Origin of the sequence: Nocardia terrae (assembly GCF_009760405.1) — a bacterium.
Taxonomy (GTDB): Bacteria; Actinomycetota; Actinomycetes; order Mycobacteriales; family Mycobacteriaceae; genus Nocardia; species Nocardia terrae.
In genome coordinates this window covers 1,341,209-1,364,713 of the sequence record NZ_WRPP01000001.1, presented here as the reverse complement: position 1 = coordinate 1,364,713, position 23,505 = coordinate 1,341,209, and the positions used below count along the sequence as shown (strand labels likewise).

Annotated in this window: 23 protein-coding genes; 12 read left to right on the top strand and 11 right to left on the bottom strand. The window is 68.8% G+C overall.

Translation table 11 applies throughout. The annotated features are described in order from the left end of the window. Window positions 1-26: 26 nt before the first annotated feature. Entirely contained in the window at window positions 27-179 is a 153-nt protein-coding gene (locus GPX89_RS06325) for a hypothetical protein (protein WP_157355633.1), read from the bottom strand. Window positions 180-251: 72 nt separating this feature from the next. Between GPX89_RS06325 and GPX89_RS06320 the strand changes: the two genes are divergently transcribed. The 3 genes from GPX89_RS06320 to GPX89_RS06310 all read left to right on the top strand — a co-directional run bounded on the left by GPX89_RS06320 (window position 252) and on the right by GPX89_RS06310 (window position 2,255). Then, window positions 252-644 (top strand): hypothetical protein, encoded by a 393-nt coding sequence (locus GPX89_RS06320; RefSeq protein ID WP_157355631.1) that lies wholly within the window; start codon window positions 252-254, stop codon window positions 642-644. Window positions 645-722: 78 nt separating this feature from the next. Next, window positions 723-1,379: a hypothetical protein gene (locus GPX89_RS06315; RefSeq protein WP_157355629.1), complete on the top strand. Its 657-nt coding sequence runs from the start codon at window positions 723-725 to the stop codon at window positions 1,377-1,379. 48 nt (window positions 1,380-1,427) lie between these two features. Further along, window positions 1,428-2,255, top strand: coding sequence for a COG4705 family protein (locus tag GPX89_RS06310; RefSeq protein ID WP_328601561.1), 828 nt, complete (start codon window positions 1,428-1,430; stop codon window positions 2,253-2,255). A 37-nt stretch (window positions 2,256-2,292) separates the two neighbouring features. Here GPX89_RS06310 and GPX89_RS06305 read toward each other — a convergent pair whose 3' ends face one another. Continuing rightward, on the bottom strand, window positions 2,293-2,499 hold the full coding sequence (locus GPX89_RS06305) for a hypothetical protein (RefSeq protein WP_157355627.1): 207 nt from the start codon (window positions 2,497-2,499) through the stop codon (window positions 2,293-2,295). A 21-nt stretch (window positions 2,500-2,520) separates the two neighbouring features. Continuing rightward, the gene (locus GPX89_RS06300; protein ID WP_328601560.1) at window positions 2,521-3,081 is read right to left on the bottom strand and encodes a substrate-binding domain-containing protein; all 561 of its coding nucleotides are present in this window, start codon (window positions 3,079-3,081) and stop codon (window positions 2,521-2,523) included. Window positions 3,082-3,299: 218 nt separating this feature from the next. Here GPX89_RS06300 and GPX89_RS06295 point away from each other — a divergent pair, with 218 nt between their 5' ends. Then, window positions 3,300-4,385 (top strand): serine hydrolase domain-containing protein, encoded by a 1,086-nt coding sequence (locus GPX89_RS06295; protein WP_328601559.1) that lies wholly within the window; start codon window positions 3,300-3,302, stop codon window positions 4,383-4,385. Here the strand turns inward: GPX89_RS06295 and GPX89_RS06290 are convergent. Both GPX89_RS06290 and GPX89_RS06285 read right to left on the bottom strand, forming a co-directional pair. After that, complete coding sequence (locus tag GPX89_RS06290) at window positions 4,376-5,752, bottom strand: cytochrome P450 (protein WP_157355621.1); 1,377 nt, start codon at window positions 5,750-5,752, stop codon at window positions 4,376-4,378. The two genes, GPX89_RS06295 and GPX89_RS06290, sit on opposite strands and share 10 nt — an antisense overlap. Before the next feature lie 49 nt (window positions 5,753-5,801). Continuing rightward, window positions 5,802-6,854, bottom strand: a complete 1,053-nt coding sequence (locus GPX89_RS06285; RefSeq protein WP_157355619.1) for a terpene synthase family protein — start codon at window positions 6,852-6,854, stop codon at window positions 5,802-5,804. A gap of 492 nt (window positions 6,855-7,346) precedes the next feature. Between GPX89_RS06285 and GPX89_RS06280 the strand changes: the two genes are divergently transcribed. Beyond that, window positions 7,347-8,033: an AraC family transcriptional regulator ligand-binding domain-containing protein gene (locus GPX89_RS06280; protein ID WP_157355617.1), complete on the top strand. Its 687-nt coding sequence runs from the start codon at window positions 7,347-7,349 to the stop codon at window positions 8,031-8,033. A 37-nt stretch (window positions 8,034-8,070) separates the two neighbouring features. Here the strand turns inward: GPX89_RS06280 and GPX89_RS06275 are convergent, their stop codons facing one another. Beyond that, the gene (locus GPX89_RS06275; protein WP_328601558.1) at window positions 8,071-9,051 is read right to left on the bottom strand and encodes an AraC family transcriptional regulator ligand-binding domain-containing protein; all 981 of its coding nucleotides are present in this window, start codon (window positions 9,049-9,051) and stop codon (window positions 8,071-8,073) included. A gap of 180 nt (window positions 9,052-9,231) precedes the next feature. Between GPX89_RS06275 and GPX89_RS06270 the strand changes: the two genes are divergently transcribed. Then, window positions 9,232-9,510: an alpha/beta hydrolase domain-containing protein gene (locus GPX89_RS06270; RefSeq protein WP_235946919.1), complete on the top strand. Its 279-nt coding sequence runs from the start codon at window positions 9,232-9,234 to the stop codon at window positions 9,508-9,510. A 59-nt stretch (window positions 9,511-9,569) separates the two neighbouring features. Next, window positions 9,570-10,457, top strand: coding sequence for a DUF5995 family protein (locus GPX89_RS06265; RefSeq protein ID WP_157355611.1), 888 nt, complete (start codon window positions 9,570-9,572; stop codon window positions 10,455-10,457). 1 nt (window position 10,458) lies between these two features. Here the strand turns inward: GPX89_RS06265 and GPX89_RS06260 are convergent, their stop codons facing one another. Beyond that, window positions 10,459-11,475, bottom strand: a complete 1,017-nt coding sequence (locus GPX89_RS06260) for a hypothetical protein (RefSeq protein ID WP_157355608.1) — start codon at window positions 11,473-11,475, stop codon at window positions 10,459-10,461. An 89-nt stretch (window positions 11,476-11,564) separates the two neighbouring features. On the opposite strand from GPX89_RS06260, the gene GPX89_RS06255 reads away from it, so the two are divergent. Together GPX89_RS06255 and GPX89_RS06250 are read left to right on the top strand one after the other, a co-directional pair. After that, window positions 11,565-12,425 carry an alpha/beta fold hydrolase gene (locus GPX89_RS06255; RefSeq protein ID WP_157355605.1) on the top strand — a complete coding sequence of 287 codons (861 nt, stop codon included), beginning with the start codon at window positions 11,565-11,567 and terminating at the stop codon, window positions 12,423-12,425. Between the two features lies 1 nt (window position 12,426). Next, on the top strand, window positions 12,427-12,933 hold the full coding sequence (locus GPX89_RS06250) for a nuclear transport factor 2 family protein (protein WP_198347277.1): 507 nt from the start codon (window positions 12,427-12,429) through the stop codon (window positions 12,931-12,933). A gap of 161 nt (window positions 12,934-13,094) precedes the next feature. On the opposite strand, the gene GPX89_RS06245 is transcribed toward GPX89_RS06250, so the two are convergent. Together GPX89_RS06245 and GPX89_RS06240 are read right to left on the bottom strand one after the other, a co-directional pair. Then, a complete protein-coding gene (locus tag GPX89_RS06245) occupies window positions 13,095-13,535 on the bottom strand; it encodes a hypothetical protein (RefSeq protein WP_157355602.1) in 441 nt (146 codons plus the stop codon). Between the two features lie 110 nt (window positions 13,536-13,645). After that, window positions 13,646-14,866: an acyl-CoA dehydrogenase family protein gene (locus GPX89_RS06240; protein ID WP_157355599.1), complete on the bottom strand. Its 1,221-nt coding sequence runs from the start codon at window positions 14,864-14,866 to the stop codon at window positions 13,646-13,648. Window positions 14,867-15,093: 227 nt separating this feature from the next. Here GPX89_RS06240 and GPX89_RS06235 point away from each other — a divergent pair, with 227 nt between their 5' ends. The 3 genes from GPX89_RS06235 (at window position 15,094) to GPX89_RS45775 (ending at window position 17,760) form a co-directional block, all read left to right on the top strand. Then, on the top strand, window positions 15,094-15,972 hold the full coding sequence (locus GPX89_RS06235; protein ID WP_157355596.1) for an ABC transporter ATP-binding protein: 879 nt from the start codon (window positions 15,094-15,096) through the stop codon (window positions 15,970-15,972). A 55-nt stretch (window positions 15,973-16,027) separates the two neighbouring features. After that, window positions 16,028-16,375: an ABC transporter permease family protein gene (locus GPX89_RS43730; protein ID WP_198347276.1), complete on the top strand. Its 348-nt coding sequence runs from the start codon at window positions 16,028-16,030 to the stop codon at window positions 16,373-16,375. A gap of 404 nt (window positions 16,376-16,779) precedes the next feature. Next, window positions 16,780-17,760 (top strand): helix-turn-helix transcriptional regulator, encoded by a 981-nt coding sequence (locus GPX89_RS45775; protein ID WP_328601557.1) that lies wholly within the window; start codon window positions 16,780-16,782, stop codon window positions 17,758-17,760. Between the two features lie 15 nt (window positions 17,761-17,775). Here GPX89_RS45775 and GPX89_RS06220 read toward each other — a convergent pair whose 3' ends face one another. Then, the gene (locus GPX89_RS06220; protein WP_157355593.1) at window positions 17,776-20,388 is read right to left on the bottom strand and encodes a DNA translocase FtsK; all 2,613 of its coding nucleotides are present in this window, start codon (window positions 20,386-20,388) and stop codon (window positions 17,776-17,778) included. A gap of 231 nt (window positions 20,389-20,619) precedes the next feature. Further along, window positions 20,620-23,487 carry an AfsR/SARP family transcriptional regulator gene (locus GPX89_RS06215; protein WP_157355590.1) on the bottom strand — a complete coding sequence of 956 codons (2,868 nt, stop codon included), beginning with the start codon at window positions 23,485-23,487 and terminating at the stop codon, window positions 20,620-20,622. Window positions 23,488-23,505: the final 18 nt, after the last annotated feature.

Sequence of the window (23,505 nt, the reverse complement as noted above, 5' to 3'; positions counted from 1 at the left end):
GAAACGGCACTGTGGCACAACGAATCTCAGCGGGTACGGCGCAGGACGATCGGGCCGTCGGGGAGTTGGAGGGTCAGCTCCCCGACGGTCGCGGTCACCTCGAGCTCGCGGAGGGTCGCTGTGCCGGTCAGGGTTCGGTGAGCGCTGCGGGCCGATTCCGGCCAAAGGTCTACGGGCACTGGGTATTCTGATGCTTTGGCGACCGTGTCCGGACGCCCGGGGTCGCTCACGTCGATCGGAAGGGGCCGTCGATGCCCGCTCTGCCCTGGTCCGCCGGAGTCTACGCACCCGCCGACGGAGCCCAGTTACACGTGCTGACCAGCAATCTGCCGCTGAAACGCTACCGGGACATCCCCCGCTTCCTGCGCTGGACCATGAAGATCCGCGTCCAGTTGAAGACCGCGCCGGGCTGCGCCGGATACACGTTGGACGCGAAGGTGTTCACCAAGACGTTCTGGACGCTGTCCGCCTGGTCCGACAAGGACGCCATGGAAGTGTTCGTGCACAGCGGGGTGCACGCGGAGATGTTGAAGGACATGGCCGGTCGGCTCGGCAACCCCCACTTCGTCGATTCCAGCGCGACCGCCGCCGATCTTCCGCTGTCCTGGCCCGAGGCTCGCCTCCGCATCCAGCGATCGTCCTGACCGCCCGGCTGGGTCAGCCGGATTAACGGGAGTTGCCGGGCCCGCGATTATCTGTCGATTCGCGGGTCGGTCACTGCGGTGGCCCTTTTCGGGGGAGACATCATCAACACTTCGACACGCCTGGTCGCCATCGCGGGCTGCGCGGCGGCCACCGCACTACTGGCGGGCTGCAATCCGGACACCGCCACTGCGAAACCCTCAGCCGCACAATCGGTGACAACCGTGCCACCGGGGAGCACCACACCGGCGGCCGGGCGTCAGAGCACCGGATCGGGGGGCGGCGCGAACGTCACGCTCGTCGTGCCGGGGTCGACCAGCATCAAGCTCGGCGGTGATCCGATCCCCTTCGACTTGACGCTGACCAACCCGTCGAGCACCGACGCCACTCAGCCGCTGGGCGTGGTCGTTTCGATGGAGCACTGCGGCTGCGATACGGGCCCGACCAAGATGAGTCCCCAAGGGGTCATGCAGTTGCTCGACGCGAGCACCGGCACCTGGAAGCAGGTGACGTTCGTGCGGGAAGGGACCGGAATGGACTACCTCTCGGTCCCCGTGATTCCGTCGATCACGCTGAAACCGGGACATTCGGTGACCTATCACATGAAGGTGCAGCTCCAGGCCGACCCGAAGATCGATTACACCGCGGGTGACACCGGCATCGACGTACAGCTCGAGGTGCCCGGCACGCTGAAGGGGCTCGGCGGCACGAACGTCGCCGTGACAGTCCAGCCCTGAGCCGCGCTCACAGCGGTTTCTCAGCGCCGCCTTGCCAGGCTGTGCGACGTGATAAACCCTGCACCCGTTGCTGTTTCGGCCGCGCGACCGCTGCTGTCCAAGGTTCCCGAGATCACCGCCCTGTTCTGGGTGATCAAGGTGCTGTCCACCGGAATGGGCGAGACCTTCTCCGACTTCCTGGTCAATCACCTGCCGCCGGAGCTGGCGGTCGGCGGCGGCCTGCTGTTGCTGATCGCGAGCCTGGTCGCCCAGTTCCGCAGTCCGCGCTACCGCGTCTGGACGTATTGGACGGCGGTGGTGATGGTCAGCATCGTGGGCACCATGGTCGCCGACATCATCGATTTCGTCGTCGGCATCCCGCTGCCGCTGTCGACCCTCGGGTTCGCCGCCGTGCTCGCCGCGATCTTCTGGCTGTGGCAGCGCAGCGAGAAAACCCTTTCGGTGCACAGCATTACGACCCCGCGCCGGGAAGCCTTCTACTGGGCGACGGTCCTGACCACCTTCGCCCTGGGCACCGTCGCCGGTGACCTGACCGCCGAAAAGCTGCACCTCGGCTTCGGCCCCTCCGCCCTCCTGTTCGCGGCAGCCATCGCCGTCCCCGCCCTGGCCCACCGCCGACTCGGCCTCGGCGCGGTCGCCGCCTTCTGGTCGGCCTATGTGATCACCCGCCCCCTGGGCGCATCGATCACCGACTGGCTCGCATCCTCCCGCGCCGACGGCCTCGGCCTGGGCACCGGCTGGGTGACCCTGGCGGTCACCGTCCCGATGCTCGCCCTCATCGCCGTCCTGGCCCGCTCGAGGACGCAGGCAACCCGTTCGGCGTCGGAAGCGGCGCTCGCCGGTCCCGAGCATTTCACCGACGGGAAGCCAGCGTGAGGTGGCCGAAGACCAACGGGCCGAGCAGATCTGAGAGTCAGCAGGGTATCGGTTCGGCCAGGCGGGGGTCGAGCCGGTCGGCCAGGCGGGTTCGGCGCTGGGCGGAGCCGCGTAAGAATGCGGCGACGTGTTTGCGCAGGCGGGCCTTGTGCGGCGGATCGGGTAGGACCGGAGCGCCGGGCAGGGCCGAATTGGCCTGTGCCCGTACCGCCTTGACGGCGATATGTCCGGCGATGGGATGCATGTCGATCTCCTCGTGCGAGCGTCAGCTCCGCACCGGACCGGTGCTGGAGCGAATGATCAGTTCGGTGGGCAGGACGACGCGGTCCTCGGTGTAGGACGGGTCCAGGAGCATGCGGCCGAGGAGCCGTCCCTTGTCTCGAATCGGTTGGCGCACAGTGGTGAGCCCGGCGCTCTCCGCGTCCGGGATGTCGTCGAAGCCGGTGACGGAGATGTCGCGCCCCGGGGTGAGGCCCCGCCGCCGCATCGCCTCGATGACGCCGAACGCGAGCACATCGCCGCCGGCGGCGATCGCGGTCGGGCGGTCGCGGCGATCGAGGGCCAGCGCGGCGGCGGCGATACCGGACTCGATGGAGTTGTGACCGCCGGACACGACCGTCAGCCGAGCGTTCGCCCCCAGCCCCTCCCGCAGACCCTGCATCCGCAGCCGCGCGTTGTTGTACAGCGTTGTGACATCGACGATCTCGTGCGGCGCGGTATCGGCCCGCCCGGAGTCGACCACCATCGCGACGTGGGTGTGGCCGAGTCTGGCCAGGTACGCGCCCAGACCACGCATGGCCTCGGCCTCGGCCTCGTCGATCACCACGCGCCGCCCCGCGGCGACATGGTCCTCATTTTCAATCGCGACCAGTCGGTATGGAGTTAGGCTGATGCCCCGCATAACCGCGTTCCAGCTCATCGGACGGAGGGGTTATGGGATATCGGCGCAGTATCGGGGCGGTTGTCGTGGCCGTGGGGTTGGCGGTCGCTACGGGGTGCGGATCTTCGGGGGATTCGACCGGGTCGGAGGAGCCGGGGTACGCGGTGACCTTGCGGCCGATCATCGAGAAATTGATGAAGGACAACGTCATTCCGGGGGCGGTGGTGGCGGTGCGATCGCCGAAGCAGGGCGACTGGACCGCCGCGTTCGGCACCGGCACGCTCGGCGAGAACAAGCCGCCGTCGACCGCCGACCACTGGCGCATCGGCAGCAATACCAAGACGATGACCGTCACCGTGCTGCTCCAGCTCGCCCAGGAGGGCAGGCTCTCCCTCGACGATCCGATCGGCAAGTACCAGCCGGGTGTGCCGAACGGTGATCGGATCACCCTCGCCGAGCTCGCCGATATGCGCAGCGGCCTGTACAGCTACACCTTCGACCGGCAGTTCAACGCCACACTCGACACCGACCCGCAGAAGGTGTGGACACCGGAGGAGCTGCTGGCGATCGCGTTCTCGCACCCGGTGAACTTCGCGCCCGGGGAACGGTTCGAGTACTGCAACACCAACACCGTCCTGCTCGGGCTGGTCATCGAGAACGTCACGAACATGTCGATGGCCGAGAACTTCCGGACCCGCATCTTCGAACCGCTCGGCTTGAAGCACACCTCGTTCCCGGTCGCGACGGACTCCGCGATTCCGGATCCGCATCCGCAGGGCTACGCCTTCGGGACCAATGTCGAGACCATCGATACGGCCGCCCTGCCGCCCGACCAGCAGGCCGCCGCACTGGCGGGCACGCTGAAACCCAGCGACCAGACCACCGCCAGCCCGTCGTGGGCCTGGACGGCCGGCGCGGCGATCTCGACGGTCGGCGATCTGACCACCTACGTGAAGGCGCTCGCCACCGGCACGATGCTCGACGCCAGAACACAGCAGATCAGGATCGACAGCATCCCGCCCGTCGACCCGGCCAACCCGGCCGCCGCGGCCTACGGCCTCGGCATCGTCCGATTCGGCCCGCACCTGCTCGGCCACGACGGCCAGCTACCCGGGTTCATGAGCTTCATGGGCTACGACCCGGATTCCGGGCTCAGCATCGTGGTCGTCACCAATCTGGCCGCGGTGCCCTCCGGCGAGGGATCAGCCCTGGTTCTCGTCAAAGGGATGTTGCCCACGTTTTACCCGTGAGCCCCGGGGCACCGTGCCGTCAGCCCGAGACGTAGTCCTTCGGGTTGCAGAGCCCCGTAAGCCGCCAGCCGCACCTGGCTGCCGGGCACCGGGTGCACGGACCATCGGGTGAGTATCGAGGCCAGCACGAGAGCGGACTCGGTCAGGGCGAAGGTGTCGCCCGCGCACTTGCGTGTCCCACTACCGAAGGGAATCAAGGCTTTTCGCATCATGGGAAGCGACTCCCCCGGTAGCCAGCGGCCGGGATCGAACCGTTCCGGGTCGGGGAAGAGTTCGGCGTGACGGTGCTGCAGATACGGGCTGAAGACGACCGCCGCGCCCGCCGGGATCCGGTGACCGCCCAGCAGTGCGTCTTTCGTCGCGACGCGGCTGAGCAGCCATGCGGCGGGGTACTTTCGCAGCGTCTCGGTCAGGACCCGGCCGGTCAGTTCGAGGTGTTCGATGTGCGCGTGGACCGGTGTCTCCGGCCCGATCACGGCGTCGAGTTCGTGCTGCACACGGCGCTGCAGGCCGGGGTCGCGGGCGAGCTCGTGCAGCGCCCAGGCGACGGTGGTCGCGGTGGATTCGGTTCCGGCCATGAGCATCAGGGTCAGCTGATCGACCAGCCCCGTGCGGGAATCCGGTCCGTCCGCGGCGGGATCCGCTTCCATCAGCGCGGTCAGCAGGTCGCCGCCGACCGGGTGGCCCGCGCGCCGATGGCCGTCGACCATCTCGGAGACGGCGTGGCGCAATCGCTTTCGCACCTGCTCGTAGCGACGGTTGGCGGGCAGGGGAATCCGGGTGAGCACCGGCGGCAGGAACATGCGGGTGAAGATGCCCTCGACATAGCGGGTGATGTCGGAGATGGTGCGCTCCAACGCCTCCGGGCCGAATGCGGCACCGAACACCAGGGCGGCGGCGCAGCCCGCGCCGATGCGCAGCATGTCGGGGAACACCTCGACCACCGTGCCGGCCCGCCAGCCGTCGGTCACCGCGGCGGCCTGTTCGACGATGGTCCGGCCGTATCCCGGCATCCGGTCCCGGCGGAACATCGGCTGCACCCGGCGTCGCTGGGCGGCGTGCTCGGCATGCGGGCAGGACGCCACATTGTTCCCGGTCAGCTCCCGCAGGCGGTCGAAGAAGAAGCCGCCCTTGTCGAAAGTGCGTGGGTCGTGCAGTAATTCGTGTGTCAGCTCGGGGGTGCACACCGCGTAGAAGTCGCCGCCGCCCAGCCGCAGCCGGACCACCTCGCCGTGTCCGGGCAGCGACAGCAGCAGCGGCAGGGGGTCCCGGAGCAGGGCCAGGCTGTGGCCGAGCAGCGGCAGCGCACCCGGCGCCGCGGGTACGGGTGAGTCGGGGCGCGACGCGCGGGGTGACAAGACAGCCATGATCGGCCTCCTGGAGGAATGGCAGGGGGATGGTCGGGATGCCCTCGGGCTATTCGGAATTCAGCAGCGTCGGTGCGGTGCCCAGCCGCAGCGGGTCGGCCTGCCGGTACCGCTCCGAATGCAGCGACCAGTCGAGATTGCCGCGCATCCAGCACTTCATACCGTCCACGAAGCTGCGCACGGCGCGTTGATCCCGGTCGGCGAGCCCGCGCCAGTCCATGCACAACCGGGCCAGTTCCCCTTCGGCGGTATGGAATTCGTCGATGACCCGTGCGACGCGCCCGTAGGCCGCGGCAACCGCCTCCTGCAGGCCGCAACACCGTTCGGCGGCCAGCGCCAGCACCCCGTTGGTGACCTCGCCGATGGCCAGCTCCTTGCGCAGGGACACCACATCGTTGACCCACACGACCGCGTCCGCGGCGCAGTTGAACATGCGCTGGAACGGGTCGCTACGCCGGATCAGACCCGGAACCTCCAGTCCCGCAGCATATTCCAGCAGACACAGACACGGTGTGATGCCGCCGGACTGCCGGCGCAACTGGGCATAGGACACCACCCCGGGCGTCGTCTCCGCACGCCTGTTGACGGCCTCGTAGGCGAAGGACTCCATGAACGCCGCCATGCAGTCGACGAATCGCAGCCGCCACTGCACACTTTGGCGATCGGCCATGCGCGTCCACACCGCCGCGAGTTGCCGCACGAGCGCGGCCGGATGGGTGGCCGGTCGGCGCCCGTCCACCGGCAACGCGTCCAGCACCTGCGACAGCCGGCGCTCGTGCCCGTCGAGCAGGCCGCCGCCGGGACCGTCGTACCAGTCGTCGATGACGAAGGCCCACGTGAACCACCCCGCCAATGGTTCGAGGCGGTCCTCGCGCACGAAAGGGAAAGTGCGAGCGATGAGTTCGCCGAGATGGGTGCCGGCCAATCGTTCCCGCTGCCGCGCCGTCTCGAGCAGTTCGTAGGTATCGGCCCAGTCGAGGATGAGCTCCTCGAGGCGGGCTGCGTGCGGCGACACACGCACCGGCAGAGCGAGAATGGGGTGCCCCGGTGGCGGCAGGATCTCCAATTCCGGCACAGCGCAGGAGAAGTCGGATGAGGGCATGGACGCCTCGATTCGAAAGTGGGGGCCGTGCCGGAACTTCGAGCCGGGCCGACACGTGGTCACCGAATGAAACGGTGAATTAACTATAAGGTTGCCAACCTTGATTCGCCAGCGCGCTTCCGGTCACGACCAGTCGGAATTGGGACACGCCAACACGCCCGAAAAGCCCGGATTTCCCCAGCCCGGGTGGATTCGATGATCGATTTCCGGCCCGCCGCAGCCGGTTTCCGACCAGGTTTGCTCCCATGGCGCACGATGGCACGTTCTGCGGCAGCTTGGCGCGAAAGGTGCTCGCCGTGCGGCGTCTGGTTCACCAGGCTGTAGGCGGGATCCGGGTGCGCCGACTGCCCGCCGGCGCATCCGGACCCTCGCCCGATCCGCCGGGGGGCTACGGACCAACAGACCAGAGGTAGCAGTGGGGCTCCGGTGATCGACCACAGCACAACCGAGCGGCAGTTCCGAAGACGCCCGGTATTCAGTACGGCACTCCTGGTGGATTTCGCGCTGGGCCGCGGCCTGTCGATGGCGGCCATCCTGCGCGGCACCGACCTTCGCGGCGGCCAGCTCCGCGATCCGGACAGCGAGGTCACCTATGCGCAGCAGGTCGCGGTCATGCGCAATATCGTGCGGGGCATTCGCGACGAACCCGGATTCGGCCTGATGGCGGGGCTGACCTGTCATCCGCCCATGCTCGACGCGCTCGAACTCGCGGTCATGAGCCAGCCCAGCGTCGGGCGGGCCTTCGAGATCGGGATCCGATTCGCCGAGCAGTCCTGCTCGCTCGCCCGCCACACCCTCGAGCAGCACGGCGACGAGATGGAGCTGGTGCGTGACGATTCCATGGTGCCCGCCGACATCCGGCGCTTCTCGCTCGAGCACGACATCGGCGTGCTCGTTGGCATGCAGCGCGACGCACTGCAGATGCGGCAGGCGGTCAAGCGGGCCGAGGTCACCGTCGAGGACAATCCGGTCTACGAGGGCATCGCGGTGGTGCTCGGGGTCCGCGATGTCACGTTCGGTTCCAGCCGCACGGTGCTTTTCCTCGACACCGAGCTGATGAATGCGCCCATGCCGCAGGCGAATCCGCGATTCGCGCGCCTCTACTCGGTCCAGAGCGACGGGTCGCTGCGGATGCGGCGCTCCCGCCACCGCTTCGGACGCGGACCCGCGCGTGGCTGAGCCGGTCGGCCCGGACGTGCCCGAGGCGGAGGGGACCTCAGGCCCGCAGGGGCAACTCGACGGCGCGGCGATCGGCGATCGACTCCCAGCGCCGGGCGGCCCGGCGAATCGATTGCGGCCCCGCGTAACCCAGGATCTCGGCTTGGCGCGCGCGGCCCAGGTGCGCCCCGGCGGTGTCGGCCCGGCGCAGCCGTTCCAGTCGCGCGCGGTCCAGTTCCTGCCGCCAGGTGGTGCCCGCCTCGGTCAGCCTGCGCTGCAGGGTCCGGCGGCTCACCATCAGCCGCCGCGCGACCGAGTCGAGCGTGGCGTCCCCGGCGGCCAGCGCCTGCTCGAGGGCTCCGGCGACGTGATCCACCCATGCGCTGGCCAGCGGGGGCGGCGGTGGCACAGTGGCCGCCACCTTCTCCAGAATCGCGTGCAGCACCGGATCGGCGGTGGTCAGCGGCACTTCCATATCCGCTGCGCGGAAGGTGATCGAATCTTCCGAGGCCCCGAACTCGATGGCCCGGGTGCCGAGCAGGTCGTACATGTCGGTGTGATTGCGCGGCGGCCGCTGCCGCAGCCGGACCAGCACCGCGTCGAACGGCCCGGCCGCCACCCGGCGGGGTCGCCCGAGCAGCGAGGCGACCGCCCACAGGTGCGTCAGATCGCGTGCGGTGTCGTCGCCTTCGATGATCTCGAAGCCGAATCTGATGTCGCCGTTGTCCTCTTCGACGAAGGACAGCCGATGATTGGTGCTGATATCGCTGATGTAGGGCCCGACGGTGGCCAGCCCCTCACCGATCGTCGGCGAGGTCGAGAACAGGTAGTCGCACAGCCCGCCCGCCCCCAGCGCGAACCGGCACCCGAGTCGAACCGGCACGATCGGATCATCCAGCGCCCGCGCCGCCGCCTCCCACAGCCGCGCGAATCCCGAACTCGGGACCTGGATGTCCCCGTCCTCCAGCGTCCACTCGGGAATCCCCGCCTCCGCTAGCAGCCACTCGGCCTCGAGCCCGTTCGCCGCCAACTCCGACACGGCAAACCGGTGCAAGGACAAGCGATATGTGGTCTCCAAGGCTCCTCCGGCCACGCACAAGACTCACCGACGACCCTGGAAAACCTAGTCACATACCGCGTGACGCGGTGCCGACATCCGCCAATTGGTCCGAAATTCCGCGTCAAACACGCTAGACATCCCCACTTTTCGGGATAAAACCTGCCTTCATCATTTTCAGGACGAACAATCGAAAACGCCCAGCCGCAATCGGCGGCCACGCTCGTGACCTATGTGAATGCCATTGCGCCGCACGGCTCGCCCTACGACGCGTACCTGATCGACGGGCGGCCGGGCCGCCCTGCCACACTGACCGGCTTCGGCGACCCCGAGGCACTGGACGGCGATACGCGGGTGCGCGCGGATTCGGACGCGCCGGTGCTCATGCTCCAGACCGAGACCGACGTGGTCGGTCTCATGCGCTCGATCGGCTCCCGGTAGCCGACACGCCGATCGATCTCCGACATGCATATCGAGCCGCGGTCTGCTAGAAATCCATCGTGCTCGATGCATTCTGGCGGTCCGTTGCCGCGCTCTCGGTTGCCGCCGCTTCGGTCGTCACGCCGGCGGCGGCGCTCGCCGCTCCGGCGACGGAGACAGGCTGCGCGCCGACGCTGTCGCCCGCCGAGAACGATGAGATCGCACGGCTGTCCGATACCGGTGACCTCGGCGGCGACGGGCTCGCCAAGCTCGAGGACGCGGTGGCGCGGGACCACCGGATCACCGAGATCCTCGAGCGGCACGCGGATCGGCGCGGCTCGTTCGCCACGGGGCTCGATGTCGTGGAGGCCGAGGCGGTGATGCCGTTGCAGCGGGATCCGGGATCGTTCGCCGACCCCGAATACGCGCATCGGCTCAGTTTCGATCTGCTGCGGCGGTTCCTCGACAACGTGCACGCCGAATTCAGCGGCGGCACACCGGAACCGCACTGGGCCAACTATTTCGCGCTCGCCGCCGACTGCGCCGTCTCCCCCGCCCGCGTCGCGATCGCCGGCTACAACGCCCACCTCGTCGTGGATCTCCCCCGCGCGGTCGCCGAGGCGGGCTCGACACCCGGCGACGCGGGCGACTACTTCAAGATCGTCGCCAGTATCGCGGCGACCGGTGACCACATCACCGAGCGCACCGACCGCATCTACCGCGCGAAAATGGGCCCGCTGTGGCGGTTCTACTTCGTCGGCGAGGGCCTCGACCGCGTGCTCGGGGCGGGCGTGGCCACCAAGCCGATGCTGATCGCCGCCGACCTCGGGGCCAATACGACCATCTTCGCCAACGGCCTCGCCCTCGCGAATCCCGCACTGGCACCGGCTGCGACCGCCGAGATCGAGTGGGAGCACCAGACCGCCGAGCAGGCATTCGACGTCCTGGCCCGGCTCGACGGGCTCTGATTCAGGGCCAGGGTCCGATCTCGATCAACCGCGGACCGTGCTCGGTGATGGCGGCGAGCGCACCGTCGGAGGTGATGGCCACATCGTGCACCCTCGACGCGAGCGGGACGTGGCAGATCCAGCGGTCGGTCGCCAGGTCGCGCAACGAGATTCCCGCGTCGGTCCACAACACCACCGCCGGGAGCGCACGCCAGTACCCGGGCCGCGCACCGTGAACCGTTCCCGGCACGTCGGTCATCGGCGCACCGTAGGGCTGCGGTTCGGTGTCCGGGTCGGCGGTGATCGGCGCGGCATAGCACTGGACGAGCCCGCCGTGCTCGCGAGTCACCACCAGCGACAGCTCCTCGACATCGGTGACCGCCAGCAGCGCCGCCTCGCAGCAGGTGCACGGGTCCAGCAGCGAGAAGTATTGGGCGGCAGCCGAACCCGGAAAGACCTCCGGATCGAGCAGCCCGACCACCGGCGCGCCGTGCCAGCGGCCCACACGCCAGTCCTGCCGATTCCGGTCGGCGAAGAGCAGCTCCTCCGGCCCGCCGAGCACGCAACCCGTCTCGAGGTCGTGTGTCGCGAGGGTGACCGAGTCCCAGCCGTCGGCCGCCACCATGACCACCGCCCGCCCGTCGACGAACCCCGAAGCGAAGTCCAGCACCGCGGTGTCGCCTTCGATGCGGTGCGAGATCGGCTCGGCACCATCGAAATTCAGCGCGCTCACACCCCGGGAGGTATTGACCAGCGCCACGAAGCCCCCGCCCCGGGGCAAGAGTTCGATGCGCGGACGCCGAGGCTCGGTCATCGGGTACTTGAACATGATCTGATAGTCACGCTCGACGCTGTCATCGGTCAGGTACAGAAAAGTGTTATCCGACTTCAGCCCCGTGAAGGTCCACTCCTCGGTGACGAGTAAGCGGGCGGGCACGCCGGGAAGCACCGCCACGGCACCCATCTCCACCCGATGCTCGTCGTCGTAGCGGTCGAACTGCCAGCGGATCTTCCACGATGCGGCTACCACCTCGGTCACCCTGCCAGACAACCGGTGGCGTCGAAAGACTCGAGGTTGGCGTGAATCGCCCCCGATCCGGGCCGATGCCGAATCCTAGGGTCGGTGCCATGACCGAGTTCTTGGAACTTGACGGCGGGCGGATCGCCTACGACGTCGAAGGCGCCGGGCCGCTGGTGGTGCTGTCGCACGGGATGGGCGATCACCGGCAGGTCTTCCGGTTCCTCGCCCCGCTGCTCGCCGGGGCCGGGTACCGGGTGGCCACGCCCGATCTGCGCGGGCACGGCGAATCCAGTATGAACTGGACCTCCCATGACGGGAGTGCGGCCATTTCACGCACCGATATCGCCGGGGATCTGCTCGGGCTGATCCGGCACCTCGGTGGGCCCGCCGTGATCGTCGGGCATTCCATTTCGGGCGGGGCGGCGACCATCGCGGCGGCGATGTCGCCCGAGCTGGTGCGCGGTGTCATCGAGATCAACCCTTTCACCAGGACCCAGCCGCTGCTGGATTTCGGTGCGCTGTTCACGGTTTCGCGGTATCGCCGCGGGCAGCCGCGAATTCTCGGGACGGCGATATTCCGCAGTCTGGGGCTGTGGCTGAGCTATCTGGATGTGGCCTATCCGCTCGGCACACCCGACTACGACGAGTACATGGGCGATCTGGCGGCGAAGCTGCGGGAGCCGGGGAGGTTCGCGAACTTCCTCGAGACCATGAAGTCGACGCCCGCCGACGCGGAAGCCCAACTGCCGCACATCGATTGCCCGGCTCTGGTGATCATGGGTACCGAGGATCCCGATTTCCCGGACCCGCGCGCCGAGGCCGAGGCGATCGTCGCCGCCATGCCGAAGGGCCTCGGGTCGGTGGCGATGATCGAGGGTTCGGGCCACTATCCGCACGCCGAAACCCCGGATCAGATAGCCGAACTCGCGCTGAAATTCCTCGAAACCATCACACCACAAGGAGATTGACGTGAGCGTCAAGCACCACGCCCTATCCGCACCCGCCGGCGATACGGCCGCGGTGACCGCCGAACTGCGCGACCGGGCCGAGATCACCGACGCTCTCTACCGATTCGCGCTCGGGCAGGACCGCAAGGACGCCGCGCTGTTCGCCTCCGCCTTCACCGCCGACGCCGAACTGGACTTCCGGCCCGCCGCCGCGCGCTGGGGCGCCCAGCCGCCGGTGATGACCGGGCGCGACACCATCGTCTCGACCATCCTGGCCATGTTCACCGGCCGCGTCGACACCACCCACCAGGTCACCAACCCGCGCATCGAGATCGACGGCGACACCGCGCGGATGACCGCCCTCGTCGAGGCCCAGCACCTGCTGACCGACGATCACGGGACCTTTGCTCTGTTGAAGAACCCGTACGTGCTGGAGTTGACGCGCGACGGCGAGCGCTGGCTGATCAGCCGCATGCGCATCGAGAACACCTGGTACCTCGGCGAGCCGAAGACCTTCTTCGGCGGCTGAGCACCGATCCCGCCGGGCACAACGGCTTTCGAACAAGCATGATGTGCCCGGCAGGGTTGGCTGCCTGGTGCCCCCGAGAGGCTCGGCCTCAGTGCCCCCCGAGAGGCTCGGCCTCAGTGCCCCCGAGAGGCTCGGCCTCAGTGCCCCCGAGAGGCTCGGCCTCAGTGCGCCGAAAGGCTGCTGAGCAGACCCGACAACGGGTTGGAGGCCGACGAGCCGGAGCCCGCGGAGCCGGAGCCACCGCCGGTCGCGGAGCAATCGACGACCGTGACGCTGGTGGACTTGTTGCTGATCACTTCCTGGACCGCCTTCAGCGTGTGCGTGCCCGTGGTGGTCGGGGTCCAGTTGAAGGTGGCCACGCCGTTCTGCGGTTTCACGCTGCCGACCTGACTGTCGTTGTCGCTCAAGGCGACATCGAACAGGAACGACGTGACGGTCACATTGACCGTCACGGTGTACGGCTGGTTGGTGCAGTACTGACTGCTGCTCGCCACGCTGATGTCGGTGACCAGGGCGTTGGCGTCGGGTGCGGTCAGCATCGCGACAGCCGCCGCGGCGCCGATCGCGGTCGCGCCGATGCCGGCCCGCCGGGTGTTGCTCATGGGTGTGCTCCTCTCATCGCCCACGCAAAGCCGTGAGCGATGAGAAACGATAATGCTTCACTGTCTCGGGCGGAGTGAATTCACCACTGATCCGGCGAGCAGCCCCACGACTAACCGGCGAGCAGCCCCTTGGCGATATGGGTGACCTGAATTTCATTGCTGCCCGCGTAGATCATCAGCGACTTGGCATCCCGGGCGAGCTGCTCGACCTTGTACTCGGCCATGTAGCCGTTCCCGCCGAAGAGCTGCACCGCCTCCATGGCGACCTCGGTGGCGGCGCGCGAGGAGTACAGCTTCATGGCCGACGCCTCGGCGAGCGAGACCTTCTCCCCCGCGGCCGTCCGCTCGATCGCGTTGAACACCATGTTCTGCACATTGATCCGCGCGATCTCCATCTCGGCCAGCTTGAGCTGAATGAGCTGGAACTGCGCGATCTCCTTGCCCCACAGCTTGCGCGACTTGGCGTAGTCGACCGAGAGCCGGTGGCATTCGTTGATGATGCCCAGCGCCAGCGAGGCGATGCCGATGCGCTCGGCGGCGAAAGACTCCTTGGCGCTGTCCTTTCCATCGCCCTTCGCGGGGGTCTCGGTCTCGCCGAGCAGCCGGTCGGGGGTGATGCGGACATTGTCGAAGAACAGTTCGCCGGTGGGCGAGGAGTTCATGCCCATCTTCTTGAACGGCTTGGACTGGGTGAAGCCCGGCATGCCCTTGTCGAGCACGAAGGTCAGCACCTTGCGGTCGCGCCGATCGGTGTCGTCCTGCTCGTCCAGCTTGGCGTAGACGACGGTGACATCGGCGTAGGGACCGTTGGTGATGAAGGTCTTGCGGCCGTTGAGGATGTAGTCCTCGCCGTCGCGCCGGACGTAGGACTTCATCCCGCCGAAAGCGTCCGAGCCCGAATCGGGTTCGGTGATCGCCCACGCCCCCACCTTCTCGAAGGTGACCAGCTCCGGCAGCCAGCGCTTCTTCTGCGCGAGCGTGCCGCGGCTGCGAATGGTTCCCACGGTCAGCCCGAGGCTCACCCCCATGGAGGCCACCAGCCCGAGACTGACCCCCGCCAGCTCACTGTTGAGGATCACCCCCATGCTCCCCGACCCGCTGAACCCACCGCCGGACTTACCGGTGGTCCCGCTCTCCTCACGGGCGATCGCCTTCTCCAGCCCTTCCCTCGCCATCTCGTCCAGCCCGAAGGTGGCGTACAGCTTGCGAATGATGTCGAAGGGCGGCAGCGCACCGCTTTCCAGTGCCTCGACGTTGGGCTTGATCTCCTTGTCGATGAACCCGCGCAGAGCGTCGCGGAACATCAGGTCTTCGTCGGACCACTGGTACATGTACGGAACTCCCGAGGGCTCGCCGGAACTGTCACCCGAATATAGAACACGTTCTAGTGCGCTCCGATCGTCCGGTCCGGACAACCGGTCGCACGACCCTGATCAGGGCCGAAGCCCGTCCGGCGCGAAATGCCCGGGCTTTGAGCGCGAGTCGCCGCCTAACGTCTGGAGGACAGCTGACGACGGACCCGATATCGAGCCGTCGCACCGGGTACAGGGGAGGGCCAATGCTGGAAGCAGCGCGACTGATGCGCAGGTTCGGGGAAAAGGTGGCGGTGGACGATGTCTCGTTCGTCGTGCCCGACGGGACGCTGACGGGGTTCGTCGGCGGGAACGGGGCGGGGAAGACCACCACCATGCGGATGATCATGGGGGTCTTGGGAATCCACGGCGGTGAGGTGCGCTGGAACGGGCACACGGTGACGGCCGCGGATCGGCGGCGTTTCGGGTACATGCCCGAGGAACGGGGGCTGTATCCCAAACAGCCGGTGCTGGATCAGCTCATCTATCTGGCGCGGTTGCGCGGGATGAGCACGCGGGCGGCCTTCGAGGGGGCCATGGAGCTGCTGGACCGGTTCGAACTGGGCGGACGGCGCAAGGACAAACTCGAATCGCTGTCGCTCGGGAATCAGCAGCGGGTGCAGATCGCGGCGGCGCTGATCTCGGACCCGGTCGCGCTGGTACTGGACGAGCCGTTCTCGGGACTGGACCCGGTCGCGGTCGACACCATGGCGGCGCTACTGAAAGAGCATGCCGCGCAAGGTATCCCGATTCTGTTCTCCTCGCACCAGCTGGACCTGGTGGAGCGGCTGTGCGATCGGCTGATCATCCTCGCCGACGGGCGGGTGGTCGCCCAGGGCTCGGCCGAGGAACTCACGCGATCGGGAACGCCGCGCTATCGGCTGGTGGTCGACCACGAACCGGTGTGGCTGCGCGAGTTCGCGGGCGTGCGGGTGATCGAGATCGACGGGACGACAGCGATTTTCGAACTGCTGGACGAGACCACCGACGAACTGCTCATCCAAGCCCTGGCGGAGGGGTCGATCCGGGAGCTCGCGCCGGTGCGGTCCTCGGTGTCCGACATCTACCGGGAGGCCGTGGCATGAGCGGGCGGCACCTGGACCTGGCCCCGATCCACTACCGGGCGGGCGGTGGCGCATCGTGGCGCGGCGGGAGATCGCGGTGAAGCTGCGCGATCGCAATCTCCTGATCTCCACCGCGGTGACCATGATCGCCATCATCGTCTCGCTGACCGTCACCGGATTCCTCAGCGGGCGAACCGAAACCATCGACATCGCGGTCACCGGGCCGGGCGCGGGCGAGGTGGTGGCCATGCCCGCCCGCCTCGCCGCCGGAACCGCCGCCTGGTGGGAGCCGATCATCGCCCTGGCCCTCATGGCCGCCGCCGCCTACGGCACGGTCGTGATCGCCGAAAGGCTCAACCGCCGCTCCCTCATGCAGACCCAGGGCCGTCTGACCATCCGGCAGGCGTCGGCCCGCGAGGACTGACCGTCGAGCCGGCGCGGGCCGGCACCGCCGCAGAAAAAAGTCGCATCCGCGCTGAAAGGAGCTGAATCAGCGCGGATGCGACGTAGCGGTGCGTCAGGGCACGGACAGACGCACAGCCGATCGAATTCGCCTCCTCCCCAGGCGAAGCAAGGGGGTAGCCCCGCGGCGAGGGGTGCCGCGGGGTTACGCGCGGCTTCAGCGTTGCCGGGCGCATCATTGCGCCGGGCTGTTCGTGAAGACCGTGCCACCAGTATCGGGTCGCGACCGGCGGTCGGCTGTGCCGTGGGCGAACATGGAGCGCTTTCCGGATACCGGCTTCCGAATGTGGCTACCCTGGACGCGAGGGGTCCGAAGGCGCGGTGACCGGTCCGGGCAGACACCGAGGGGAAGCAAGGAAAGGCTGTGTGGTCGGCACTGTGACCATTTCCGTCGAGCGTGCCGAAATCCGTACCGGTGAAGCCGATCCGGCTGTCGCCGTGGTCAAAGAGCTGGTGATCGATCATCGGGCGCGAATCAGCGTCACGTCGCCGGAGCGGGTGCGGGTCGAGGTGCGGTCGTCGACGGCCGACGGGCTCGGCGCCGACCTGCTGCGCTTCACCGGCATCAGCTACCACGCGGAGGGCGAAGCCTCCGACTGCCTGCTCGCCGCGGTCATGCTCGGCGGCCGCGGCCAACTGACCACGCGCAAGGACCAACTCACGCTCGGCGCGGGCGGGATGTTCCTGGCGCCGATGGACTCGAACTGGACGACCAGCCTGGAGGACATGACATACGCCCTGGTCCGTATCCGCCTGTCCGACGTCGCCGATCAGGCCGCCGGACGATACGACCTCTCGGCTCGGCCGCTGCGATTCCACGGCATGGCCGCGCTCCCGGGAACCGAGCCGGTGTGGGCCGACACCTCCACCTTCCTGTACCGCCGGTTGATCGACTCCGGCGCCGAGACCATCGACCCCCTGATGCTCGACAGCCTGAAACGGTTGACCGCCACCGCATTGCTCACCACGTTCCCCAACTCCACCATGACCACCGACTACACGCCCGGGCCCGGGGACATGGCACCCGCGGTCGTGCGGCGCGCGGCACAGTTCATCGACGCCCACGCCGCTGAGCCGCTGACCCTCGCGCGCATGGCCGCGGCGGCACGGGTGAGTCCGCGGGCCTTACAGGCCGGTTTCCGCCGCCACCTCGACACCACGCCGTTGGGCTATCTGCGGCGGGCCCGGCTCGCCAACGCCCATCGCGACCTCAGCGCGGCCGATCCCGCGGCGGGCGCGACCGTCGAAGCCATCGCCGCGCGTTGGGGTTTCACCCACCCGGCCCGGTTCGCCGCATGGTATCGGGAGGAATACGGCGTGCCGCCGAGCCGGACGCTGCGAGACTGACGGACGCCCGGAGACTCAGAACTCCTCGGACTCCGCGTCATCCGAGGCGGGTGGCTCGCCGCCACCGCCCTTGATGGTCCATAGCAGGCCGTCGAGTTCGTCGGGTTTGATGAGAACGTCGCGGGCCTTGGAGCCTTCCGACGGGCCCACCACTCCCCTGGTTTCCATCAGGTCCATGAGGCGGCCCGCCTTGGCGAAGCCGACGCGGAGTTTGCGCTGCAGCATCGAGGTGGAACCGAATTGGGAGGTGACCACCAGTTCGATGGCCTGCACCAGCAGGTCGAGGTCGTCGCCGATGTCGGGATCGACGTCCTTCTTCTCGCCCGCCTTGGCGGCGGTGACGCCGTCCTGGTAGTCGGGTTCGGCCTGGGTCTTGGCGAAATCGACGACGGCGGAGATCTCCTCGTCGGAGATGAACGCGCCCTGCAGACGAGTCGGTTTGCTCGCACCCATGGGGAGGAACAAGCCGTCGCCCATGCCGATCAGCTTCTCCGCGCCGGGCTGGTCGAGGATGACTCGGGAGTCGGTCAACGACGACGTGGCGAAGGCCAATCGGGACGGGACGTTCGTCTTGATCAGACCGGTCACGACATCCACCGACGGGCGCTGGGTGGCCAGCACCAGGTGAATGCCCGCGGCACGGGCCTTCTGGGTGATGCGGACGATGGCGTCCTCGACGTCGCGGGGCGCGGTCATCATGAGGTCGGCGAGCTCGTCCACGATGGCCAGGATGTACGGGTAAGGGCGGTACACCCTTTCGCTGCCCAGCGGCGCGGTGATCTGACCGGACTTCACCTTCCGGTTGAAGTCGTCGATGTGGCGGACCTTGTTGGCCTGCATGTCCTGATAGCGCTGTTCCATCTCCTCCACCAGCCAGGCCAGCGCGGCGGCGGCCTTCTTGGGCTGGGTGATGATGGGCGTGATCAGATGCGGAATGCCCTCGTAGGGCGTCAGTTCCACCATCTTCGGGTCGATGAGGATCATGCGCACCTCCTCGGGGGTGGCGCGGCACAGCAGCGAGACCAGCATCGAGTTGACGAAGCTGGACTTACCCGAACCGGTGGAACCGGCCACCAGCAGGTGCGGCATCTTGGCCAGGTTCGCCGCGAGGTATTCGCCCTCGATGTTCTTGCCCAGGCCGATCACCAGCGGATGGTGGTCGTTGCGCGTCGACGGCGCCTTCAGAACGTCTGCCAGGCGCACCAATTCGCGGTCGGCGTTGGGCACCTCGATGCCGACCGCCGACTTGCCCGGGATCGGGGCCAGCAGGCGCACGTTCTCGGTGGCCACGGCGTAGGCGATATTGCGGGCCAGCGCGGTGATCTTCTCGACCTTCACGCCGGGGCCCAGCTCCACCTCGTAGCGGGTGACCGTCGGGCCGCGCACGAAACCCGTGACCGCGGCGTCGATCTTGAACTGCACCAGGACCTCGGTGATGGCCTCGATCATGGATTCGTTGGCCGCACTGCGCTTCTTGGGCGGCTCGCCGTCGGTGAGCAGGTTCAGCGACGGCAGCGTGTAGTCGCCGTCCACCTCGCGGTCGGTGACGAACTCCAGCTGCTGGGGTTCCGGCGGCGGCGGGGTCTGGTCGACGACCTTGGGAGCGGGCTTGCGCGGCTTGGCCCGCTCCGATGAACTCCGTGGCTTCTCCTCGGGCGCGGCGATGTCCTTGGCGTCCTGCAGCGGGGGTTCGCCGATGACCTCGGTGACGGCGTCGGACCCGCCGAACTCGTCGGTCGGGTAGTTCTCCGACGGGGACTTGCCGCGGCGTTTGCGTACTTCGGGGCGGTGCAGCGGGAAGCCGTCCGCGTCATAGTTGTCCGGGTCGTAGAGGCCGTGTTCCTCGGAGTAGCCCTCGTATTCGTCACCCCCGGCATCGGTGCCGAAGATCTCGCGCATGCGGGCGGGCACGTCGCGCACCTGGGTGCCGGTGAGCAGCAGGACACCGAAACCGATGGCCAGCATGAGCAATGGCACCGCGAGGAAGGCGCTCAGCCCGTCCTGCAGCGGCCCGCCCACCACATACCCGACGAATCCGGCGGCGTGCTCGCGCCCGTGCTCATCGGTCGGCGCGCCCGCCGCCATGTGCCACAGCCCCAGAATCGGCAGCCCCGCCAGCAGCCCGCCCAGCACCAGCCGGGGCCGGATCTCCGGATGCGGCTCGGTGCGCATGAGCACCACCGCGATGCCCACCGCCACGAACGGCAATCCCGCCGAGGCGGATCCGGCCACCCAGCGCACCGCGGTATCCACCCAGTGCCCGACCGGCCCGCCCGCCGACAGCCACACCGCCGCCGCGATGATGAAGGCGAAAGCCACCAGCCCCAGCGCGATTCCATCGCGCCGATGCCCGTGCTCGATATCCCCCGCCCGGCTCATCGCCCGGGTCGTGGCTCCCAGCCCCCGCGCGGTCACGTTCCACGCACTGGTCACTCCCCGCCGGACCACCGCCAGCGGCGCGGTATTCGACTGCCGCCGAACCGGTCGCCGTGCCGGAGCCTTCCGTGCCGGGGCCTTGCGCGCCCGCGCGGGTGTCCGCGGACTGCGAGCCCGGGACTGCGCAGGAGCCTGCCCCCGCGCAGTCCCGGCTCTCGTACGTGACGTTCCGCTGCGGGCCTTCCCTGCCATGCGTCCCAGGCTAGCCGCTCGTGCCCCACCCGGACCATCCGCAACACCCGACCCACCCACATCGGACATGTGGCGCTCACTACGCGGAAACCCGCGTCTCACCGGCCACAGAAGATCCCCGGCGGCATCGCGGCATGTCCCCTGACACGAACGTCGAGTGGCACACCAGCGAAGGGAAAACGGACAAAAACCCTTGCTGGTGTGCCACTCGACGTTTGGGTGCCGGGGGCGTCAGCGGGTCGCGGGGACCTGGGGGGCGGCGGACCAGGAGGTGAGGGCGGCGTCGAAGTCGGGGATCTGGGTGGTGGCGGCGCGGTAGCACTCGGCGGCGTCGACGGCACGGCCCAGGCGACGCAGTGCGGTGTAGCGGACCAGGAGGTTGTGGGTGTAGAAAGCGCCCATTCCGACTGTGACCCGGGTGGCCTCGGCGCGCTCGGCATGCTCGGCGGCCTTGGCGAAGTGGCCCGCGTTCAGGTGAGCGCGGGCCGCGCGGGCGTGGACGATGGATTCGATGCGGGTGCTGCCGAATCCGCGCGACAAGGACAGGGCCGTGTCGTAGAGGCGGCTGCCGCGGTCGAAGTCGCCCTCGGCGCTGAGCACCCAGGCGGCCTCGATCAGGCCCCACACGATGTGGCGGCGGACACCGGGTTTGTCGTCGGCCACGACCGCGCGCGCCGCGGCGGCCAGGGAGTCGCGATTGCGGCCCGCCGCCGAATAGGCCCGAGCCAAGAGCGAGTACGCGACGCGGACGCATTCGGGGCTGCCGGCGCGGCGGGCCATGGTGAGCGTGGTGGCGAAATGCGTGGCCGCGCGGGCCGGGTCGCCATTGTGCAGGGCGAGGATTCCGGCGTACGCGTGAACCGCCCCGGAGGCCCACTCGTCGGAGTCCGGATCGTCCTCGGCCAGCAGGCGATCGATGTGCGCGGTCGCCTGATCCGGCTCGTCCAGCTCACCGAGCAGCGCGAAGACCACCGCGAGCCGGGCGCGCCGGGCCGCGACCACATTCCCGTCGGCCTCGATCGCCCGGGCCAGCTCCTCGAGAGTGCGAGCCGGGTCGATGCTGGCGTCACAGGCCAGCCCGGTCTCGGCCACGGTCAGCGCGAGATCCGCGGCCAGCACCCGATGCCGGGGTGTGCCCGCGATGGCCAACCGGTAGAGCGCGTTCAGATTGCGGCGCTCGACGGTGAGGAATTCCCGGGTCGCCTCCAGATCCGCGAGCCGGGTGCCCGGGTGACCGGTCGGCGCGAGCCGCATCCGCAGGCCCGGATGCCGCACGCGCAGCACCGTTTTCATGGTGGCCAGGTAGAAGTCCAGCAGGCGCGAGGTGACATCGGCCGCGGGATCGGTCCCCGGACGGCCGAGCGCGAACAGGCGCATGAGGTCGTGATAGTGGTAGCGGCCGCGGCCCACCGACTCCAGCATCGCCCGGTCGACCAGCTCCTCGCACAGGTCCTCGGCGACGGGCTCGATGGTGTCGAGCACCGCGGCCGTGGCGGCCAGCGACAGATCCGGCAGATCGGCGACCGCCAGCAGACGGAACGCCCGCGCGGCCTCGGCGGGCAACTGGTCGTAGCCCGCACGGAAGGCGGCCGTCAGCGCCAGCTCCCCCACCCGGAACCGGTCCAGGTCGTGGCGTTCGGCGGCCAGGCGCTCGGCCTCGGAGACCACCGTCCACTGCGGGCGCGCCGCCACCCGCGCGGCCACGATCCGCACCGCGATCGGCAGCAGCCCGCACAACTCGACAATGCGGCGCACCGCCTCGGGTTCGGCGGCCACCCGTGCCGCGCCGACGATGCGGGCGAAAAGCTCCACGGCCTCTTCGGGTTCCAGCACCCGCAGCGCCGCGGACCGCACGCCCGGCAGCGCGGTGAGCGGGCGGCGCGCGGTCACCAGCACCGCGCACTCGGGCTCGCCCGGCAGCAGCGGCGCGACCTGGGTCGCGTCGCTGGCATTGTCGAGCACGATCAGCATGCGGCGGCCGCTGATGGCCGATCGGAACAGCGCCGCGCGCTCGGCCACGCCGACCGGGATCTCCTTCTGCGCCACGCCCAATGCCCGCAGGAACGCGCCGAGCACATGCTCCGGGTCGGCGGGCGCGGCGCTCGCGCCGCACAGGTCCACATACAGCTGACCGTCCGGGTAGCGGCTCCGAATCCGGTGCGCCACATGCAGAGCCAGCGCCGTCTTGCCGACCCCGCCCATGCCGCAGATCGCCACCAGCGGCGGCGCGACACCGCCGAACGCCGAGCACAGTTCGTGCACCTGCTCCTGCCGACCGGTGAAATCCGCCGCGTCGGGCGGCAATTGGGCCGGGCGGGGCGCGACCATCGCGATCGGGGCGGTCGCCGCCTCCACCGTGGGCACCTCGTCGGACAGGATCTGGCGGTGCAGTTCGGCCAGCACCGGGCCGGGCTCGATGCCCTGCTCGGATACCAGCAGCCTCCGAATGCGCTGATATTCGTCGAGGGCCTCGGCGCGGCGGCCGGCCCGATACAGCGCGGTCATCATGAGCGCACGCAGCCGTTCGCTGTGCGGGTCGCCGGTGATCAGCGCCTCCAGTTCGGCCATGGCGTGCGAGAAGTCGCCGCGCTGCACGGCGATCTCGATGAGGTCCTCCTCCAGCACCCGGTGCAGTCGCCGCAGCCGGGCCCGTTCGGCGGCCGCCCACGGGCCGGGCACGCCGGTGAGCGGATCACCGCGCCAGGCGCCCAGCGCGGTGCGCAGGGCGGTGTCGGCGAATTCGAGGCGGCCGCCGACGCGGGCCTCGGTCCCCTCGGCGCGCAGGCGTTCGATGCCGTCGACATCCAGTTCCAGCGGGCCGTCGAGCCGGTATCCCCTCGACTCCGAGGACAACAGCACGCTCCCCTGCGTCGAAAGGTGTTTCCGCAGCGCCCACGCGTAGTTGCGCAGCGCGCCCACCGCCGAGGAGGGCCGGTCCGCGCCCCAGATGCCGTCGACCAGCTCCTCGACCGAGACCGTGCGGCCCCGCGCGCAGGCCAGCATGGCCAGCGCCGCCTGCTGTTTGGGTGGCATGGCGGGGATCGGCACCCCATCTGCCGTCAACTCGACCGGTCCGAGAACCGCCAGTTGCCAAGACATTGCCTACCACCTCATCAC

Coding starts and splice junctions, on each gene's coding strand:
- GPX89_RS06285 (WP_157355619.1), bottom strand. CDS start 6,854: ATGCCCTCATCCGACTTCTCCTGCGCTGTGCCGGAATTGGAGATCCTG.
- GPX89_RS06290 (WP_157355621.1), bottom strand. CDS start 5,752: ATGGCTGTCTTGTCACCCCGCGCGTCGCGCCCCGACTCACCCGTACCC.
- GPX89_RS06320 (WP_157355631.1), top strand. CDS start 252: ATGCCCGCTCTGCCCTGGTCCGCCGGAGTCTACGCACCCGCCGACGGA.
- GPX89_RS06240 (WP_157355599.1), bottom strand. CDS start 14,866: ATGTACCAGTGGTCCGACGAAGACCTGATGTTCCGCGACGCTCTGCGC.
- GPX89_RS06245 (WP_157355602.1), bottom strand. CDS start 13,535: ATGAGCAACACCCGGCGGGCCGGCATCGGCGCGACCGCGATCGGCGCC.
- GPX89_RS06220 (WP_157355593.1), bottom strand. CDS start 20,388: ATGGCAGGGAAGGCCCGCAGCGGAACGTCACGTACGAGAGCCGGGACT.
- GPX89_RS06215 (WP_157355590.1), bottom strand. CDS start 23,487: ATGTCTTGGCAACTGGCGGTTCTCGGACCGGTCGAGTTGACGGCAGAT.
- GPX89_RS06255 (WP_157355605.1), top strand. CDS start 11,565: ATGACCGAGTTCTTGGAACTTGACGGCGGGCGGATCGCCTACGACGTC.
- GPX89_RS06305 (WP_157355627.1), bottom strand. CDS start 2,499: ATGCATCCCATCGCCGGACATATCGCCGTCAAGGCGGTACGGGCACAG.
- GPX89_RS06235 (WP_157355596.1), top strand. CDS start 15,094: ATGCTGGAAGCAGCGCGACTGATGCGCAGGTTCGGGGAAAAGGTGGCG.